The sequence below is a fragment of the Euzebyella marina genome, from assembly GCF_003687485.1.
Classification (GTDB): Bacteria; Bacteroidota; Bacteroidia; order Flavobacteriales; family Flavobacteriaceae; genus Euzebyella; species Euzebyella marina.
Genome location: NZ_CP032050.1, coordinates 792,874 through 812,910, shown reverse-complemented (window position 1 = coordinate 812,910; position 20,037 = coordinate 792,874). Strand labels below are relative to the sequence as shown.

The 20,037-nt window shown below is 39.5% G+C and carries 19 protein-coding genes; 12 read left to right on the top strand and 7 right to left on the bottom strand.

Annotation, left to right across the window (positions count from 1 at the left end; all coding sequences use genetic code 11):
* The first annotated feature begins 6 nt into the window (after window positions 1-6).
* The 4 genes from D1013_RS03335 to D1013_RS03320 are packed head-to-tail and all read left to right on the top strand — an operon-like array spanning window position 7 to window position 2,755.
* Window positions 7-630, top strand: a complete 624-nt coding sequence (locus tag D1013_RS03335) for a conjugal transfer protein TraK (protein ID WP_121847534.1) — start codon at window positions 7-9, stop codon at window positions 628-630.
* On the top strand, window positions 611-1,540 hold the full coding sequence (gene traM / locus D1013_RS03330; RefSeq protein ID WP_121847533.1) for a conjugative transposon protein TraM: 930 nt from the start codon (window positions 611-613) through the stop codon (window positions 1,538-1,540). Before D1013_RS03335 ends, traM begins: the two co-directional genes overlap by 20 nt.
* A complete protein-coding gene (locus tag D1013_RS03325; RefSeq protein WP_121847532.1) occupies window positions 1,537-2,376 on the top strand; it encodes a DUF4138 domain-containing protein in 840 nt (279 codons plus the stop codon). The genes traM and D1013_RS03325 overlap by 4 nt, the downstream gene beginning before the upstream one ends.
* A gap of 7 nt (window positions 2,377-2,383) precedes the next feature.
* Entirely contained in the window at window positions 2,384-2,755 is a 372-nt protein-coding gene (locus D1013_RS03320; RefSeq protein WP_121847531.1) for a hypothetical protein, read from the top strand.
* Between the two features lie 9 nt (window positions 2,756-2,764).
* On the opposite strand, the gene D1013_RS03315 is transcribed toward D1013_RS03320, so the two are convergent.
* The gene (locus D1013_RS03315) at window positions 2,765-4,123 is read right to left on the bottom strand and encodes an RNA/DNA-binding domain-containing protein (protein WP_121847530.1); all 1,359 of its coding nucleotides are present in this window, start codon (window positions 4,121-4,123) and stop codon (window positions 2,765-2,767) included.
* 185 nt (window positions 4,124-4,308) lie between these two features.
* Between D1013_RS03315 and D1013_RS03310 the strand changes: the two genes are divergently transcribed.
* Complete coding sequence (locus tag D1013_RS03310) at window positions 4,309-7,164, top strand: TrlF family AAA-like ATPase (protein WP_121847529.1); 2,856 nt, start codon at window positions 4,309-4,311, stop codon at window positions 7,162-7,164.
* A 147-nt stretch (window positions 7,165-7,311) separates the two neighbouring features.
* Here the strand turns inward: D1013_RS03310 and D1013_RS03305 are convergent, their stop codons facing one another.
* The 6 genes from D1013_RS03305 to D1013_RS03280 form a co-directional block, all read right to left on the bottom strand.
* A complete protein-coding gene (locus D1013_RS03305) occupies window positions 7,312-8,757 on the bottom strand; it encodes a type IV secretory system conjugative DNA transfer family protein (RefSeq protein WP_121847528.1) in 1,446 nt (481 codons plus the stop codon).
* Window positions 8,754-9,785, bottom strand: coding sequence for a MobB family relaxase (gene mobB, locus D1013_RS03300; protein ID WP_121847527.1), 1,032 nt, complete (start codon window positions 9,783-9,785; stop codon window positions 8,754-8,756). The genes D1013_RS03305 and mobB overlap by 4 nt, the downstream gene beginning before the upstream one ends.
* An 11-nt stretch (window positions 9,786-9,796) precedes the next feature.
* On the bottom strand, window positions 9,797-10,177 hold the full coding sequence (locus D1013_RS03295; RefSeq protein ID WP_121847526.1) for a BfmA/BtgA family mobilization protein: 381 nt from the start codon (window positions 10,175-10,177) through the stop codon (window positions 9,797-9,799).
* Window positions 10,178-10,611: 434 nt separating this feature from the next.
* On the bottom strand, window positions 10,612-10,809 hold the full coding sequence (locus D1013_RS03290; RefSeq protein WP_121847525.1) for a hypothetical protein: 198 nt from the start codon (window positions 10,807-10,809) through the stop codon (window positions 10,612-10,614).
* A 12-nt stretch (window positions 10,810-10,821) separates the two neighbouring features.
* A complete protein-coding gene (locus D1013_RS03285; RefSeq protein ID WP_121847524.1) occupies window positions 10,822-11,202 on the bottom strand; it encodes a DUF6876 family protein in 381 nt (126 codons plus the stop codon).
* Between the two features lie 73 nt (window positions 11,203-11,275).
* Entirely contained in the window at window positions 11,276-11,632 is a 357-nt protein-coding gene (locus D1013_RS03280) for a single-stranded DNA-binding protein (RefSeq protein ID WP_121847523.1), read from the bottom strand.
* Between the two features lie 1,074 nt (window positions 11,633-12,706).
* Between D1013_RS03280 and D1013_RS03275 the strand changes: the two genes are divergently transcribed.
* The 7 genes from D1013_RS03275 (at window position 12,707) to D1013_RS03240 (ending at window position 20,036) form a co-directional block, all read left to right on the top strand.
* Window positions 12,707-13,390 carry a response regulator transcription factor gene (locus D1013_RS03275; protein ID WP_121847522.1) on the top strand — a complete coding sequence of 228 codons (684 nt, stop codon included), beginning with the start codon at window positions 12,707-12,709 and terminating at the stop codon, window positions 13,388-13,390.
* A complete protein-coding gene (locus D1013_RS03270; RefSeq protein WP_121847521.1) occupies window positions 13,387-14,652 on the top strand; it encodes a sensor histidine kinase in 1,266 nt (421 codons plus the stop codon). The genes D1013_RS03275 and D1013_RS03270 overlap by 4 nt, the downstream gene beginning before the upstream one ends.
* A 73-nt stretch (window positions 14,653-14,725) precedes the next feature.
* A complete protein-coding gene (locus D1013_RS03265; protein WP_121847520.1) occupies window positions 14,726-15,070 on the top strand; it encodes a PepSY-like domain-containing protein in 345 nt (114 codons plus the stop codon).
* A gap of 363 nt (window positions 15,071-15,433) precedes the next feature.
* Window positions 15,434-16,384 carry a DUF1259 domain-containing protein gene (locus D1013_RS03255; RefSeq protein ID WP_121847518.1) on the top strand — a complete coding sequence of 317 codons (951 nt, stop codon included), beginning with the start codon at window positions 15,434-15,436 and terminating at the stop codon, window positions 16,382-16,384.
* Between the two features lie 86 nt (window positions 16,385-16,470).
* Window positions 16,471-17,193: a superoxide dismutase gene (locus D1013_RS03250; protein ID WP_121850579.1), complete on the top strand. Its 723-nt coding sequence runs from the start codon at window positions 16,471-16,473 to the stop codon at window positions 17,191-17,193.
* A 22-nt stretch (window positions 17,194-17,215) separates the two neighbouring features.
* On the top strand, window positions 17,216-18,589 hold the full coding sequence (gene chrA, locus D1013_RS03245; protein ID WP_121847517.1) for a chromate efflux transporter: 1,374 nt from the start codon (window positions 17,216-17,218) through the stop codon (window positions 18,587-18,589).
* 73 nt (window positions 18,590-18,662) lie between these two features.
* On the top strand, window positions 18,663-20,036 hold the full coding sequence (locus D1013_RS03240; RefSeq protein WP_121847516.1) for a TolC family protein: 1,374 nt from the start codon (window positions 18,663-18,665) through the stop codon (window positions 20,034-20,036).
* Window position 20,037 lies beyond the last annotated feature (1 nt).

Here is a 20,037-nt window from a genome sequence, read left to right as displayed (position 1 = left end):
TTCAGAATGAAAACACCTTACAAGAACATATACAAAATATTGAAACTGAATCGGCTTATTGTTTTGGCAGTAGTCATCTGTGCGTTGCTATCCAGCAGCTTTTCGCTTTTAATGGTTTATAATATGAACAAAACTGCTCTCAATAGTGCCTTTGCTATCAATACCGATGGCAGTATCATTCCGTTAAAGCTCGTAACTCAAAAGGAAAATTTCAGGGTCGAAGCTCTGGCTCACTTAGAACTGTTCCATAACTACTTCTATAACATCGATGCCAGCAACTACGAACGCAATCTGGAAAAGGCTCTTTGGCTGGCCAACAGCTCGGTGGATAATCTCTACCGTCAGAAAAAGGCTGATGGTGTCTATAATCGATTGCTTCAGTATTCCCTTGTTCAAAGAGTGCTGAGCATCGATTCGCAAGTAGAGCAGCAAAACGGAAGCTACGTCTTCAGGACAGTAACCATTTTTGAAATCAATAGAGGTTCAGTCATTGACACTTACGAATTGGTATCTACAGGAAACTTGATTATGGTAGACCGAAACTTTCCCAACAATCCACACGGATTGTTGATTACCAATTATTTCGAAAACACTTTAAGAAAAATAGATTATGAAAGTAGAAAAGAATAAAATCATTTTTGCTGGTGTACTCGCCATCATTTTCCTCTTCCTTATCTCGTATTCAGTAATGCTTATGGAAGATGAGGACAATGATGAAGACACCTTGCAACAGACGCTTGTTCCTGAACTGGAAGATGACCAAAAGGAATACGATTCCAAACTCGATGCCATAAACGACCTCAAGGAAGTGCGTGAAAGCACCGCACCGAGCATCTACGATGAAAAGCTCTTGGATTCTACGGGACTGTACAATCCTGATTTGCCAGAACAAAAAAAGCAACGCATTGTGGATAGTATTTACAAGGCTGGCAAGATTAAGTATTCCGAAAAACGCTATCAAAATTTGGGACAAAAGCGAGTTGTTCAACAAACAACACCAAAGGTGGATTCTGCTGAAGTTAAAAGAGAACAAAAAATTGAAGCCGAAGAATTGGGCCTGGAACATCAACTGTTCTTTGCGGCCTCGCCCAAGCCCAATGAAGTTTCAATTATCGGCAATACTGATGAAACGATTTACGTAGTCGTAGATGGTGACCAGGTTGTTCAAGCAAATACCCGATTACGGATGCGCCTAACCAAATCGGCTACTATCAATGGTAAACTTATGCCAAAGAACACGCCTGTTTTTGGCTTTATCAGTTTCCAGCCCAATCGTGCTTTAATTGAAATTGAGAATATTAAACACCATCCCACTAAACTAAAAGCCTTCGATTTGCAAGACGGTAGTGAGGGTATCTATGTCGAAAACAACTTTAGGGAAGAGGTAACCAGAGAGGTATTTGATGATGTTATTGGCGATATTAATATTCCCAGCGTACCGCAAGTTGGCGGACTTACACAAGTATTTAGGCGTTCTAACCGCAGGGTAAAAGTAACCGTCCTGAACAATTACAGATTAATCCTAAAACCAAAACTATGAGACGATATAATTATATATTCATAATGGTATTTGTTTTCGCTTTCGCGAAAGCGAACGCACAAACCACCCACTTACTTGATACCATTTATGCAAATGACACTAAAAATGTGGCACTATTCTTCCCAGAACCTATTCGGCAAGGTATAACCGGTTCAGATAATTTTGTCTTTACCTACAATCGTGAAAAAGAACAATATTTTGGACTGTTGCAAGCCAAGCCTGGAAAGGAAAGTAATTTGCTGGTAATCAACCGAAATGGCTCGATTTTTTCGTATATTGTAAGGTATAAAAAACAGCTTTCTAAGCTCAATTATTTTATTCCGATATCAAGTAGTATCGGAAATGAAAAACCGATTGTAACCGATTCAATTCTTGCTGAATCTTCTGAAGAGCGTGTAGATAACAGAACGTACCATTACCAAAAATTCTGCGCATACCTTCTCAATAGGAAACAGCGCATTGGTCGAATCAAAAAGCGAAATGAAGGTATTGTTTTACGTGTTGAGAATATCGTTTTCGATAAAGAAGAACTGTACTTCGTCATCCAGATTGAGAATAATTCTACCTTGGATTACGATTTGAATTTCTTGAACCTTTCGATTGAAACACGACAAAAAGGAAAAAGGAAATCATTACAACGTTTGTATCAAGAGCCGATTTACAAACATAATCTGCCTTCAAAAATTGCAGAAGGTGAAACGGTACGGTTCGTTTATGTATTGCCAAAATTTTCATTATCCAATGACCGTAGGGCAATTTTAGAACTGAATGAAAAGGATGGTGAACGAAATATTGAAATGAAACTATCGTACAGATATATCAATAACCCAAATTAAAGTCATTATGAAAAATAGTATCGTTTTCACGCTCGTATTGCTGTTCCTTTCGTGTGCAGATTCCACAACTAAAGTTTCAGGACCAAGTGCTACAGCCCAAGTTGTTATCGAAAGCTTTTATGAAAAGGATGAAGAAACCTTAAAAGCCAACTCAACACCACAGGCTTATTCTAACTATATGAATACCATAAATATGTTCAACGCTACACCAAAAGATGATTCCAATTTTAGTGTTTTGCAGGACACGATTATGGGTGATGTGGCTTGGGTAAAATATACAACAGCTTACGATAAAACACCCGGCCTTTTCAAACTGGTTAAGCAAAACGGTAAGTGGCTGGCAGATGCCAGAGGTTCAAAAGATAAATCGCCTTTTTGAAAAACGTATTTATTTATTTTTATCGAGATTGATTTCCCAATAGCCTCTTGTTCCGCCCACACGCTCTATATATCCAGCATCCTTTAAATTATTGAGGTGTTTTTGAATTGCAGATTCATTGATATGTAATACTTCTGCAATACCGGAACGACTTATTCGATTATCTTGAGCAATTAACTTCAGAACTTCTTTTTGTCTATGTGTTAATTCAGAAATGGCACCAATATCCTTTTCGATTTGACCACCTATTTGACCACCTTTTAGACCACCTTTTGCACCACCTTCATCAACAGTAGTTTCTTTAGCCTCAAATGTCATTCTAAGAAAGTTATCAGAAAAACTAAAACTCTCTTTGCCATAGTGTTCCAAAATACGAGGGATGCCAGAACCTAATTGTTCCACCAGTTCTAAATCCTTAAAAATTCGCATCAGTTCTTTATTCCGTGGGACTGAAAAGCCCTCAAAAAATTCCTTTTTGCTCAAACCTTCGGGCAGACCACCAGCTGATGTAATTTCTATCCTGTCCGAAAAGATTTCAAACTTTGGGGTAATCTCGTTGGTATAGTCGTAATGCACAAATGCATTGATAATAGCTTCCCGTAAGGCGATGGGATTCCAAAGATTGGCCTGTTGTCGTTCCTTTGCGGTAATTTTTGTGGCTGTTCTGTTCTCGACGGCAATCTTATCAATGACCTGCTTGGTCGCTTTTACCAAGCATTCGTGACCATATTCGTTACTTTCAATGAGATCTGTTCGGGTCTTGCCTGAATACTTGGCCACTTTAATAGAGGTATTGTTCTTGTCAGCTAAAAGATAGCCTGCGTAATTGAATGCGCCATCTTCGGTAAGCAATTCCAGGTTCTTTGTAAAGGCTTTCCCCAAATTATAGCCAGCTTCTTCGTAATAGATTTTCAACTGTCCAAAGCTCAGGTCCTGTCGTCCAGATTTAATTTTGCTGATGGAATTTCGTGTGCGCTTAGCAAAGAGCTCGTCTATCATCTTTTGGGACATTGGCTCTGCAGATGAACCCATACGGATAAAACACCCCTTTTCGCTCATCCCATACTTTCTAAGATGATACAGTTTTTCAGGACCGCTGGCGACAATAATTTTAAGGATGTCTTTACCATCCCGTTCCTCGCTCACGATGTCAAACAGACCCAATGCGAAAGGTCGGATGTTGTTCTTTAGCCTATCCTTAATCTTAAGTTGGTCGCCATCCGAATCCGCCAAACCGTAAACATTCTCGTTTTTGTCAATACCGATATAGAGAATACCACCCTCGCGATAGTTCAAAAAAGCAATGACCTCTTTTTCAAGCCCATCGGACAGTTCTCGTTTGTATTCTATACGGTTTGTTTCTGGCATTCATCAAGGTAAATTAGGGGATAAAGATAGTGATATTAAATTGTGGGTTTTAGCAAAAAACAGATATAATAAGATTACGATGATTCAATCTGCAAGAAAACATTTGTTAAAACTAAACTGTTGTGAAATGTTAAAATCCATAAAATGTTAATTAACTTTATCGATTTTAATATCACTATTTTTTCATGAATAAAGGCGCAAAATTTTATCGATGTGATTTTCAGGTACACAGCCCTCGCGATATTGCTTGGACAGGTGCACGTTATGGTGTAAATCCAGAGCAAGTAGAAGGTTTAACTCAAGAGGACAAACAGCAAATTGATGATAACCGAAATCAATTTTGTAAGGAATATTTAGACAAAATAAGCAGTGCAGGAATTAACGCCATCGCTATGACAGACCATCACGATGTGGTTTTTGTCCAACACTTACGAAGGGTCGCCATAGAGCAGAATGAGATACACGACATAATGGGCGAGCCAGAGAAAAAAGTTACGGTTTTCCCAGGCATTGAACTCAGCCTTTCCAATCCTGCAAGCCAGACTATTATTATTTTTGATGCAGATTTCGAGGATACCCATCTCAACTCTGTCCTTAATTTTCTTGGCATACAACCTACAGACCCCTATGACAGACAAACGGTACAAACCCAGAGAATTTCCCAAGAGGTAATCAACAACCTTCCCCAGCTTCATAAAATTTTAGATGAAGTTAGCTATTGTAAAGGTAGGTACATTGTACTTCCTAATGTTGGGAAAGGTGGCCAACATTCCATAATACGTCAAGGCTTCCAAGAGCACTACATTAAAATGCCTTGCGTTGGCGGTTATGTTGATAAGGACATATCACAGGAATCCGGTTATCAAAATAAAATTAACGGTGGGGATGTCAACTACGGAAACAAGAGCATAGGTCTTGTATCTACTTCAGATAATAGGTACGAGGACGGTCGTGAGTTTGGAAAATATTCTACTTGGGTTAAATGGGCAGAACCAACTGCAGAAGCTATTCGGCAGGCCTGTTTGGCCAAAGAATCCAGAATTTCTCAGAATGAGCCAGAAATGCCTCAAATATTTATTGAATCGCTGGATGTTACAAACTCTAAATTTCTGGGTGGTTTCAATATCAACTTCAATCAGCAATATAACGCCTTGATTGGTGGAAGAGGAACTGGCAAGTCAACTATTTTAGAATACATAAGATGGGGACTGTGTGACCAAACGGTTAAAATAGGCAACTATCAAGAATTGGATATTATTCAGAACCGAAGAGATACGCTAATAAGGAAAACGTTGACAGCCGTTGATGGTGAAGTGAGAATTACAATGGTGAAAAATGATGTTCGCCACATCGTTAAAAGAAATTCTGCCAGCAGGGAAATACTTTTGAAAATTGGTGATGGTGAATTTCAAAAAGTTAGTGAAGAAGATATTCGAAAAGTACTGCCAATACAATCCTATAGCCAAAAACAACTTAGTGATGTTGGTGTAAAGACAGAAGAACTAAAGCGGTTTATAGAACAACCTATTAAGAGCAGCTTAGAGCGTACTTCTTACAATTTAGACGAAACAAATCTAAAACTCAAAAATGCGTACAATCAATTAGTACGCAAAAAGAAAGTGCAGAATGAGATAGCAAATTTCAATATTGAAGGTAGTTCTATAAAGGGGCAAGTTAAAGGTATTAGAGAGTCTTTAAAAGGGATTTCGGAAGCTGACCAAAAAACAATTAACAAAAAATCAAAATTTGAGTTAGAGAAGACAATTATAGAAAATACTGAATCTGAACTATCGCTTTTTGAGTCTAAAGCTGATGAGCTTCTTGAGCTTTTGAAATTATACCCAGAACCTATTGAGCCTCACATTGACAACATAGAGAACAAGGATTTGATAGAAAATCTTAATACAGAGGTCAAAACAAAATTCAAAAATATCAACGAAGCTGTTCAAAATCTGAAGGATATTTTTAATGAGAGCGGATTAAAGCAGTACACCGAAATTGTAGAAGAATGGGGGAAAAAGCAAGCGCAGTTCGATAGTGAATATGAGGCTGCCAAGGGGAAGTCCATAGCAAGTCAAGAACAACTAACGAATATTAAAAAACTTGAAGACCGTCTGGCAGAGATTAATAGTTTAGTTGCCGATAGGAAATCAGTATTAAAAGAGCTTGGAAATCCAGAAAACGACTATAACGCCTATAAAGAAGAATGGAAGGAACTGCACTTGGAAAAAGTTCAGGTATTAAATGACCAAGCAACAAATTTCACCGATTTATCAAATAACCTTATTAAAGCAGTAGTTACCAAAAATATCAATCTTGCTAATTTCAAGGAAAAATTACGTTCTATTCTTGAAGGAACGAGAATCAGAGAAGAGCGAATAGATGCATTAATAGCACATATCCGCAGCAAAGATGACCCAATTTCTGAATTTATAGCGATCTCTGAAGAATTAAGATTATTGGCAGAATTTAAACTTGATGAAGAGAATCCAGAAGAATTGCCATCTACACCAATCTTGGACTCAACCGGATTCAGCGAAGACCACAAATTAAAGATGCAATCCAAAATCACAACCGATGACTGGTTACAATTGACAGCAACAGAATTAGAATTTGACCCTGAATTCTTTTATACAACAAATAATGAACTTGGCGATGAAATTCCCTTTCGAGATGCATCTGCTGGGCAGCAGGCTACGGCACTACTTACAGTATTACTCAACCAGCCCGGAATACCTTTACTAATCGACCAACCCGAAGATGACATTGACAATAGAGCTATTGATGCAATAATCCAAAATATCTGGAATGCCAAAAAGAAAAGGCAATTGGTTTTTACGAGCCATAATGCCAATTTGGTAGTTAACGGCGATGCCGAATTAGTGATTTGCTGCGACTATAAAGATGCCAGCTCACAAACAAGAGGGATTATCAAAGCAGAAGGTGCTATTGACACCAAAGAGATTAAAAACGAAATTACATCTGTAATGGAAGGTGGCGAAAAGGCGTTCAGGCTTAGAAAAGATAAATATGGCTTTTAATGGATAACTATAAAAAAATGACCTCAGAATGTGGTGGTTTCATAAAAAGTACGGAAAACTAATTGTTAGAACTTTTCTAATTTTTACTTTTCATCAGTGCTATACTTAAATATTTTGGGGTAATCGATTGAGAAACTTGCTTAGTTGTTATCCTCTAAAAATCGACCTCGCCTCATCATAAATCCTTTCAAAATTCGCTCTCAAATCTGCTTCCGAATATCGCTTGGTATCCTGTGGAAGTTGTCTTTCGATTTTTGATAATTTGAACCGTACTTTCTTATCCTTCCCGTCTGCAAAGGTGACGAACTCACCTTGTTTGAGCCTAAAGAAAATATCTGCTCTTCTTTTGGAAACCTCTCTTTCGCCTTTTGTTATTCGGGTGTCGGTTTTAAAGATGTTGGCGGCCTTACTTATGCTTTTTGTTGGGTTTTTGATAATTTCAAAAAAACGTTCGTAATACTTTGCCGTGTCTGGGTCATTGACCTTGCCAAAGAATTGATAGGATAGGTTACTCAAAATAGCTTTGCTGGCCTTATCGCCATACATCATATCGTTTTGGATTTTGTCCTGCATTACATAAATGGTGGCGATATCATAGCTTCGCAGTGTCGCTGGAATGCGGTGCATATTGAGTAAGCGAATGGTCGGTGCTTCTTCCATTAATAGAAATGAAGGTTTGGAATTACGCACACTCATCTGTTTGGTGATGGTGTGGATGATGGTAGCGATTACTGGCGAATAAGAGGTTTCAAATTTGGGATTGTTCACCACCGAAATCACGGCTGGATTTTCTTCATCATTTACGTTCAAAGGCACTTCATCCGCAGACAATGCCATAAAAATACGTTTGGTGCTGATGCGTTTTAACGCATTGGCCAAGGTACTTTTTACACCAGCTGTTTGACGCTCGGAATCCTTTCCGCTAATGAAAGCATCTGCCATTGCTCTCGATGTGGTATTGGTTTCAAGAAACTGGATCAGGCTATCGGTATCGAGCATTTGATAAATGGCAATCAAATGGGGCAAGGTGCAAAATTGCGGATAATCGGATTTCAATTTCCAAATCAATCCGCCAATTAATCCTTCAGCAGCATCGTTGAAGAATTTGGTTGTTCCGGTGGTTCCCGATTCTCGTTGTTCCAAGAGGTTTTCAATCAAAACCCTCGACACTTCATTTACGCTTTCTTCATTCTCTAAATACCTCGGTGCAATGGGATTTACCCGATGGATAATCCTATCAAATGAAATGACCTTCATTGGAATTTCGTTTTCTTTAAAAAGCGGATACGCCATTTCGGTCAGCTCAAAGTCTTTGTAGTCGTGAATGATTCCACAAAAACCATTTTCACGAAAGTGTTTTAAGAAGCCATAGACAACGCTTTCGGTCTTCCCACTTCCTGCAGAACCGATGACGGATGCACCACGCTTTATGTTGTCTATCTGAAATCTTCCCGATTTTGTCAGGAACTTTACCTGATATCGTTTATCTGTTTTTCCCGTTAGTTCACTATCGTAAAAAGCATAGAGAAGTATGGCTACCGAAAGAACAGGCACAACAACATATATCATTATTTCTACCAATGACCAACTCATATCCCAATAGAGCTTGATTTGACTGTGATTTCTGCACCTTTCCTAAGTCGCTTAAAAACCCGAAGTGCTAATTGTGCTTTACTGGTCGGGATATTTGGGATTAATGGAATGCCAGACTTACCCATAATTTTAAAGGCCATTGCTTTTTCATTGGCTGGTAATTTCATTAAAGCTGCGAAATAGAGTTTTGGGTTTTTGACAAAATCCTTTTTGGCCTTATAGGTCTCAGCATAGTTGCGTTTATAGCCAAATGTCTTATCAAAGGTCTTTTCGGCACGTTCAAAAAACTGGTCACGGTCAAAACCACGTTTCACTTTCTTTCCGTGCATCTCAACTTCGGATGCTTTGTGCTTGCTTCCTGGGGAAAGACTGAAGGAATTGGATGCATCCTTTCGGCTGACGATAATATGAATGTGGCTTTGGTTGCCTGCCTTTTTCATTCCCTGGACAATACGCTTACCATTTTGTTGGTGCGGTGCTTCTCGTTCGAGTTTGGCAATTTTTAGCTTTAACCTATCGATGTTCCCTTTTGCCTCACCTTGTTGGATTTTCCGGACTTCTTGTTTCAATTCAAGAATCTTGGTAGCAAAAGGTTGGTTTTCTCGCACCTGAAAATCCGTGCCTTTGAATGTTCGTTGGTGTTCAATTTTGGCGAAGTATTTAATATCATTAACACCTACTTTTCGTCCATTGATTTCCCGGTTGAAACTGGCTGCATAATCCTTCATCAGCTCTCGGGTATATCGTTTTAAATCTTCGCTACTGTTTTGAAGTTTTCGCAATTCGTATTTGGATGGACTGACCGTGACGGAATAGAATTTTGGTTCTTTCTTTTTCAGCTTGGCAGTGTTACCATCAATTTCTTTGACCACTTCCTTTGCTGAAATCTCATCGCCATATTGGTTGAAAAAATGTTCCATCTCTTCTTTTTCCAGACCCTCGTTTTCCTTTTCCAAATAGTCCACAAAATCCGCTGAGCTCTGACTGTAATTCGTTCCTAATTTTTGTGCGGTGATGTTTATATACATAGGTTAGAATTTTAAAGTTGATTCTGGTTATTTCGCTTTTCGCGAAAGCGGACTTCCTTCTTTTCCTCAGCATATTTCTTTTCCAAAATCAAGGGTTTCTTTTTGGGTTCATCCATTTCAAAAAGGGATTGTAACATTGCAACTGTAGGTTTGGTTTGTGTCTTTTCCACATCACGCATAATTGCAATGACCGCATTGATGCGCTTTAATAATTTGGCTTCAATGGTGCGCCCAGTTGGTCCTAAATTTTCCTTTGGTGAAATCTCGTTATAGAAGAAAAAATCAAGGATGGCTTCCATTGCCTCGGTATGAGTCTTGAAGTGTTTACGTGAGAATTCCTGAAAACGTTTTGCTGTTTCCTTTTTGAATCTAATGCCGATAAATGTGTCCATATTTCGCCGATTTGTCGCAAATCCTTCCCGAAAAATGGGCGTTTTGAGGGCATTTGTCGCAAATTGCTGAAAACCAAAGAATTAAAATGATTTTAAACAACTGATTTTCAATGCTTTGACAACGAACAGGAATATGTAACACCGCGCAGCGTGTTACCCTCTTGCTATTCCTTTTCGTTCCGCTCGCGGGACAAAAATCCATACAATCCATCCGACCTACGGCGGATGATTGCCATTTTCGAGGAAATGAAATTTCCGATATGTTAATTTTCGGTGGGTACGGTTATCGGCGAAAGTCAAAAAGTGGATAACTGTACTTAAATTGTGTGCTGTATTTCAGCGAAATAAAGATACGATTTTTTCGTGATTATAAATGCACTAAAAATGAAAACACCCCTGAAATTTCAGGGGTGCATTTCTTTTAAAATTATCAATCATATATTAAATACATAGGTATAGGAATATAAATTCCGTAACGCTTCCTCGTCAAGCATTTGGTCCAAATTGGTGTGATGCTTAGTAGCATAGTCCATCAAATCCTTGCCATATTTTTTCTTGACATCTTCTTTGGAATTTGCAATTAATCGCTCTTGCGCTTCCTCACTCAAATCGGTAAAATTAAGATAAATCATAGCTTCCCGATTTTAGTATTCGCTTGATAACATCAGCGTATCGTTCACAAAGAACATCCGCAATTCGTCCAGTGGAAAATCGGTAGCATTGTAACGGTGGGTTTCCAAAATGTTATCGTTTCCATCGCTGTAAATAATTTCAGCTTCGTAGCCTGTGTAATCCTGTTTTTCTTCTGACATTCTTTTGAAGTCAATCGTTACCCATTTGCTTCGGTTCTTCAAACTTTTGGCAATTACCGAAGCATCCGTAATGAGCCAATAACAGTCCGCTACGTTTGCAAGATATTTCAAACCATCCGTAAATCGGGTTCTAAGAATGGGAATGTAATAGTACATTTCCGTGCCCGTGAATTGTTGTAAGTTCTGTTCTATTTCGTTAACTTGTGCTTTCATTGTCTTATACTTTTAAATGGATAATGAAAAGAGGGCGCATCTTTTCGACGGGTACGCCCTCTTTCTTTTAAGTCTATTCGTTAGAACCGTTACCGTTTTTTGTACCCAACAATAGGATTTCGTTGGCTTCGATTTCTGTTACGTATCTTTTGATACCATCTTTGTCCTCATAGCTTCGGGATTTCAGTTTTCCGCTTACGCCTACCTCTTTTCCTTTGACTACATACTGTTCAACAATTTTAGCAGTCTTGCCCCAGGCAACCACGGTATGCCATTCGGTGCTTTGCTCTTTCTCGCCTTTCTTGTTCTTGTAATATTCATTTGTGGCGAGTGAAAAGCGGGCTACTTTGCTTCCGCTTTCAAGGTTCGTGATGGTTGGCTCTTGTCCAACGTTTCCAATCAATTGTACGTGATTTCTTAAAGTACTCATAACTAAAAATTTAAAGATTAATAATTCCCTGTTTAATTCAATTGAGATGAAATTTTAAGGGGTGTTTGTTTGATTTCTTTCGTGCGTAGCACAATGGGTGACGTGGGTTTTGTCAAGACTTTCGGGGAATAAATCAGGTGTGTCTGCGACGTAGTGAATCCTGCCTGCTGAAAAGCAGGCATTGGATTTCAAGGAAGTAGATACCTTATTTTTCGCTGAAACTTGCCACGGTCTTGACAAGTTCCATAAGGGCATTAGCAATTCTTTTAAAGCCAGTTGCGACCCGAGCGTACGGGAAGTTAAGCGAGGTGAGCGATTGGGTTTAATTTAGAATTGGTTATGCACTGCCTGTTTTTCGATGCCCCGAAAAACATTCAAGGCTTCATCCATTATAAACCCCTTAAAATGTGTGGGACAGCACCCTGGTTTTTAGGGATTTTCGAGTAAGGGCTCAAGAAGTTCTTGCCGTAAATTCTGTTAAGAAAACCAAGGGGCTGGCCTTCCGATTTGGTAAGGCGGACTTAATTCACAATTTTGGCTATGGAATGTAGCGTTCCTTCCCAGCCTAAGCGGGAAGGGTGAGCGGAATGGAAAGCTAAAATTGGGGATTGTGTCCAAGGTAGTTGTAGTGAAGCTCTTTTCCCGGAATGCAGCTTTTCGCGAAATGTAGGGGAATGTGCTGAGCGGTGTTGTGAAAAAAAGCCTTCCTATTTAATAAGAAGGCCTTAAACTGAATATTTTTTCGTCATTCTCGGCTATTGATAACTATTTGATACACACAAGGAATCAAATTCAAGATGGTTGCCGATAGTAACCCACCCAAAATGACCACAGCCATCGGGGTTTGAGTTTCACATTTGGGTTGAACATCTTTTTAGTGCCAGACAAATTCCATCCAATAAGATCTGTATTATTTTCTCTACAGCGAAGTTAATTATAATTAAGAACTGATCATACCCTTAAAAACCTTCGGGTTGAATCTAATTACCAAAAATGCCCCATTTTTCCTAAATCCAAAAGTTCGAAAGAATTCATTACAAAATTTCTACAGAATTAATTCCTTATTTTGCTATTATGAAATTGCTCATTATAGAAGATGAACCTGAAATGCTAAAAAGCCTCGAAGAATTCGCCGCGGAAGAGGGGTATTTTTGTGATGTCGCCTGTAATCTCTCCGAAGGTCTGGAGCGCATCGGTCTTTATGATTATGACTGTATTATTTTGGACATTAATCTTCCAGATGGTAATGGTTTCCATTTGCTAGAGGTTCTCCATAAGGATGATAAGTCCGATGGGGTAATCATCCTTTCTGCCCGTAATTCCCTGGACGATAAATTAAAAGGCTTGGGGTTAGGAGCTGATGATTACCTGACCAAACCATTTTACTTTTCCGAGTTGAATGCCCGTATAAAGGCAATTATAAGGAGAAAACAATTCAAGACAAATAGATTGGTTCACTATGCTAATCTGGTAATAGAACCAGATCAGTACATAGTTGGAATTGATAATCTCGAAAGCCCACTTTCTCTAACAAAGAAAGAATATGCTATCCTTACCCACTTGATCAACAATCACAAACGGGTGATCACCAAGGTTTCTTTGGCAGAATATATCTGGGGCGATTACGTAGATGAGGTACAGAGTTTTGATTTTTTGTTTTCACAAATCAGAAATTTGAGACGCAAGCTAAAGGAAGCAGGTGCCAACGTGGAAATAACCAATATTTACGGTGTGGGATACCAAATAAAAACAATATGAAGCTGCTTTCTTATACGACCCGAATCCAATTATTCGCATTCCTTTTACTGTTTGGGATATTCTCGACCTTGTTTTATCTGGTGCTAAGCTGGAATGTACTTCAAAACATAGATGAGGTTTTGTATAACCGTAAGATGAACTTGCTTGCCTATCTCGAAAAGCACCCGGAAATATCCATAGCGAAGGATTACCCTCTGGACGATTTTACATTTTACCCTATTGATATAAATACGTTTCAAGACGGAAAAGAAAGCTATGCCGACACATTGATCTATGAACCGATAGATGCCGAATTAGATGAGTACCGGAAGCTGATAACATTTGTGGAATTAAACGACAGCTATTACAAACTGGAAATTGTGAAGCCTCACCTGGAAGCAACTGAAATCATTGGTACGATTGCTATTACGCTAGGAGGGCTATTTTTTGGACTTGCTTTCTGTTTTTACCTCTCAAACAGAATGCTTTCTCGAAGAATATGGCAGCCCTTTTATACTATGCTTGACAAGCTCAAAAATTATAATCTTGGCAATGCAAATACACCAGTATTCCCAAATTCCAAAATTGAAGAATTTCAGCTATTAAATAATGTGATGACCGAACTGACTCGGAAAAACAAGGAGGTCTTTGATAACCAAAAACAGTTTGTCGGGGACGCTTCCCACGAAATGCAGACCCCTCTGTCCATAATCCAGTCAAAACTGGAAGCACTTATAGGCCAAACACAGCTCTCCGAAAAGCAGTCTGACATCCTGGAAGGTATCATCGGTTCCACACAAAGGCTGAAAAAACTGAACAAAACCCTGTTGCTGCTTGCGAAAATAGAGAATGACCAGTTCCTAACAACGGAAGAGGTAAATGTTGATGGAATAATAGGTAGGTCGCTGGAATTTTATGAGGAGCAGAAGGAAGCCTTAAACATTAGGACAGAGATCGATATCAGGAATGAGGCAATTGTCCAGGGAAACAGGTTGCTTATCGAGATTCTCATCCAAAACCTGCTCAAAAACGCCTTCCTGCACAACGTGAAAGATGGAAAAGTAATCATAAACCTGGACGGGAAACGATTGGTTATTACCAACACCGGTAGCGAAAAGGGGGTTGACAAGGAAAAATTGTTCCAACGGTTCTATAAATCTTCCAACAATCCAGATTCGTGGGGCCTTGGGTTGGCCATTGCACACAAGATTGCCGATAAGGGCAATTGGAGGTTAACGTACAGTCACAAAAATGCGCTTCACACATTCACCGTCGATTTTTGACAATCCCAAATTTCTACAGATTCAGTTTTTACATTTGGTATGAGTTAAATGTTAATCTTTAAATTTTAATGCTATGAATACAAATAAGAAATTTTTTCGCATTTTGCTGTTATCCCTACTATTTATTGGTGGCGGAATGTTCACGGCTACGGCACAATCCGAAATAAAAGAGCTAAGTGAAGAGGCCATTGAGTTCTCCAATCTTCCAAAGGCCGTACAGGATGCCTTTAAGAATTCCGATTATGCCAAATGGGAAATTGAAGAGGTGGAAAAGGTCGAGACCGATAAGGGAACTATGTATGAACTTGAGGTCGAGAACGAGGATGAGACGTATTATGAACTCTATTTTAGCCCCAAAGGAGAACTTGTGCTTAAAAGGGAGGAAAGCCACTCGGACGGCGATGACGATCATCGATAAAATTTGGATGAAGATAGTCTAGTTGATTTTTTAATGATCATATAAGTTGGGAGATGCCAGAAAGAATGATTTTGGACTTGTGCATCTCCCAATTTTTTAATGTTAATGGGAAAAATTGGTTTAGCCTTGAGTTCGTTCCTTTTCTTCGTGCGGAAGATGGTGCGTCAAAGGTTAATGGGCTATTATTTCATGATCCGTAATCAGGCAAAGAAAGGTACGTATTTTCTTGTTACCCGCATTCCTGTCCGTTTTGGTAATAAATTGGCAACATCAGTCTCATTTGCTTTTCAATTTGGTATCTTATTTTGAAACTAAACTATAGAATTGAAAATAACTGAATATATATTTTACAAAAACTGAACTATGAAAAAAATATGGATTTTTGTATTAGCGTTGATGCTAATTTCTTTTGGTTGTGAGCAACCTAACAAGAAAGATGATTCAAAAGAATCGGCTGAAAAACCTTTAAAAAACAATAATGAATTAAAGGCGATGGATATTGGAACCTTAAAATCCGGACTTGGGATGGAAGGAAAGGAAGAAGGTGGGCAATTTAAAGTTACCATTCCGCAAAACGACCTGAATGTAAAGGTTGATGGTTTTAAGATTATTCCCCCGATGGGATTGGGCAGTTGGGCTGCTTTTGCACCAACCTCGGCACAAACTATGGTTATGGGCGATATAGTGGTTACGGAAAAAGACCTGAAACCGGTACAACAGGAAATAATCCAACAGGGATTGACGGTTACGGCGATCCACAACCATTTTGTAAGGAACGAGCCAGATGTAATGTACATGCATATCGGTGGTATGGGAAGCGAAGAAAAATTGGCCAAAAGTTTAAAAGCTATTTTTGATAAGGTAACGGAAATTAGGGGAGCAGACCCGTCCGCCGTAGAAATGTCGTCGGTGGAGAACACGCTGGACACCAAAAGGATTGACAGCATCTTAGGGCATAGCGGGACTATGACCAATGGGGTGTATAAAATCACCATTGGCCGACCCGATGTAAAGCTGACGGAACACGGAGCTCCTGTTAGCACATTCATGGGGTTCAACACTTGGGCAAGTTGGCAGGGCACACCTGAAAAAGCAGCAGTAGCCGGTGATTTTACTATGCTGTCAGATGAAGTAGCTCCGGTTATCAAAGCACTTATTGAGAATGACATTGAAGTGGTAGCGGTACATAATCACATGGTGCACGAGGATCCAAGAATTTTCTTTCTTCATTATTGGGGAATTGGATCAGCCGAAAAATTAGCAATAGGATTAAGAGAGGCTTTGGACAAAACGGGAGTAATTAATGCGGAATAAATTTACACCGGCACCGGTTTCATTTGCCTTTCTTATTCGGCATCTTACAATTGAAAGTAACGAGTTTAAATAAAAAAATCAGAAAAATGGACAGAAAAGAATTTATAAAAAATTCAGCAATTCTTGGAGGAGCAACCATTCTTCCTATAAACAATGTTTTTTCCCAAAGTGTTAATGAAGCAAGTATTGACAAACTGGTAGACAGCAACGGAAACTTTATCCAAAAGCCGTTACCATATAAGAAGACCTTTTTAGAGCCTTATATGGACGAAGAGACCTTGCACTTGCATTATGAATTTCACCACGGTGGTGCAGTCAAAGGTGCCAATAAGGATTTGGAAAATATCAAGAAAAATCTCGACTCCGGTGAAATGGATAGTGTCGATTTGTGGACCAGGAAATTGTCCTATCATTTTTCAAGCCACGTACTACACACTATTTTTTGGACAAATCTCACAAACAAGAAAAGCGAGCCCAAGGCAGAGCTTCTAAAGCAAATAGAAAAGGACTTTGGTTCATTTGATAAACTCAAGTCCTACATAGCAAAAGTTTCTAAAAGTGTAGAAGGCAGTGGTTGGGGAATTTTAGGTTACCAGCCTTATTCACAATCCCTCACACTTCTCCAGTGTGAAAATCATCAAAAGCTTACCCAGTGGGGCGTTATTCCCATATTGGTCATAGACGTTTGGGAACACGCGTATTATTTAAAACATAAAAACAAGAGAGGTGATTTTGTTGATACTATAATGGAAATCATAAATTGGGATAACGTAGCACAACGTTTTGCGAATGCTAAAAAGATTAACTAAGAACTAATTATCGTCAAAGGCAATGTCCAGTGTATCAAATCCCTCTAAAAACCAGGTGTTACCATTCAGCGAGGCGTTAAAAGTTTGGGTAAAAGTAGCCATCCATAGTTTTGGTGGCCCGGCAGGCCAAATTGCGGTCATGCACAAATTTTTGGTGGAAGAAAAGAAATGGATCAGCGAAAACCGCTTTTTGCATGCGCTGAATTATTGCATGTTGTTGCCAGGTCCCGAAGCACAACAACTGGCCACATACATAGGTTGGCTGCTTCATAAAAAAAAGGGCGGATTGGTTGCCGGACTACTTTTTATATTGCCTGGATTTATATCCATACTGATCTTGAGCATTCTTTATGCAGCTTATCGGGATGTGGCTATCGTTGACGCCATATTTTTTGGTATTAAGCCAGCAGTGCTGGCCATTGTAATTGGTGCGGTTATAAAAATTGGCAAGAAAGCCCTTAAAAATGAAGTCATGGTAATTATGGCTGCCTTGGCATTTGTTGCCATCTTCTTTTTTGAGATGGACTTTCCTTACATTGTACTTGCGGCAGGGATAACAGGCTTTCTTGGAGGCAAATTCTGGGAGGAGAAATTTCATGTCATTAAAGGCCATGCGGATAAAACAGAACAGGAAAATGATTATTTAATTGACAGCCATATTCAACAAGTCAAACCCTCATTCAAGAAGACCCTCCAAACGATTTTATTGTACCTCTCTTTGTGGGCATTGCCGTTAATTTTAATCGCATTATGGGTTGGCGTTGATTCCATCTTCTTTAGCGAAGGAATATTTTTTAGCAAAACCGCAGTGGTTACGTTTGGAGGAGCCTACTCGGTTCTTGCCTACATAGCTCAAAAAGCAGTGGAAGATTACGGCTGGCTGAAAAGCGGAGAAATGCTGGATGGTTTAGGTATGGCAGAAACCACACCGGGTCCACTCATACAGGTCGTGCAATTTGTAGGGTTTATGGGAGCTTACCGCTTTGCTGGCACTATGGATCCTCTACTGGCCGGAATCTTAGCTTCCTTACTGGTAACCTGGACTACCTTTATTCCCTGCTTCTTGTTCATATTTACTGGTGCTCCCTATATTGAATACCTCAGAGGAAATAAAAGCCTGACGACTGCCTTATCAGGAATTACGGCTGCTGTTGTAGGTGTAGTACTCAACCTTGGTGTTTGGTTTACCATCCACACACTGTTTGGGAAAGTGAACGAAAGCCATTCACTTGGAATAAGATGGTTAATCCCGGAATGGGAGACTATAAACATTCCTTCATTGGTGATCGGATTGATAGCCGCCTTTGCCTACTTCATCCTCAAATGGAACATGCTTAAAACCATACTCATTAGTGTGATATGCGGCATCCTTTATCATTTCATTTTTTTAAAATAGCAGAATACTCTCGTTCCCATATTTCTACAGAATCGGGTCATAATTTTGTAACGAATTACATTAATAATTGAATATGATCCGAAAATTCAAGCTTATCCTGTTGGCATCTATTCTTGCTGTTTCTTGGACAAATGTACGGTCTCAAACACAACCGACAATTGTACAATTACTGGACACTGCCAAGAAAAATTATCCGGCAATTCTTGCCTCAGCGTCTCTTGAGCGGGCATCTGAAGAGAAGGTAAAATCCACCAGACGATTGTTGGTTCCAGAAGTTTCCGCCTCCACCTACATTAATTATGTTACTTATAACAACATTACCGGAATGTTTTTCCCCGAATATTTTCTACCTGTAAGTGGGCCTCCATCTGCCAGGAATCTAAATGATATGGTTTGGGGGTCAGCTGCCGGTCTGCTCATGAAATGGGAACCCTACACTTTCGGAAGAAGAAATAATGAGATAAAGGCAGCGGAAAGCACCCATGAGGCCAGCACTTCCATAAAGGATCTTACACTTTTAGAGCATAGCGTTCAACTATCGAGTACCTATCTGGATTATCTACTTGCTATGCAAATTCTTGATCTACTGGAAAGTGATCAGGAAAGATCGAGATCAAATTACGAACAGGCTGTGGTCCTGGCTAATTCAGGGCTGGTTTCAGGGGTGGATACTGCACGATTTAGGACGGAGCTTTCCAAGGTGAAAATCAATATACTGCAACAACAAAATACCATTCATGAATATAAAGAGAAACTGTCTGAGTTAATTGCGGCTGATTTGCCAGAAAACCTGGCGGATTCTACCTTTCTTAAAGTACTTCCCAGGTTGCCAGAAGTTTCAGGGGTGATTCATCCAAAGGAAAACCTGGCCATAGCCCAATGGAATGCCGCACAATACCAATTTAAAGCTGAAAAATTAAGCTGGTTACCTACTTTAAGTGTATGGGGCACCGCTTATGGCAGAGGTTCGGGGGTTCAGCTTGACAACAACGGTAACAGTTTTGTCAATAATCCTACTGATGGATTTAATCTGACCCGGTTCAATTATGGCCTGGGTTTACAATTGACTATGCCGCTGACCCAAATCAGCCGATACAAAACCCAATGGAAAGCCAAGGAATGGGAAACTGAAGCTTATAAACAGCAACTTGAAGAAGTGAGACTGACCCTCAATAAACAAAAAACCATAGCTGATAAGGCCTTAGAAACAGCAATGGCTATTGCAAGAGAGACTCCGTACCAGGTTGAGGATGCTCTTTATGCTTACGAAGCCGCACAATCCCGATACCAGGCCGGGTTGATGAGCTTTACGGAACTGATTGAATCCCAAAACGAACTGATTACTGCGGAAATAGAACTACGAAAATCCTATTGGGAAGCCTGGAAAGCACTATTGTATACAGCTGCTGTCAATGGTAATCTGGAAATATTCTTAAATCAATTATAGG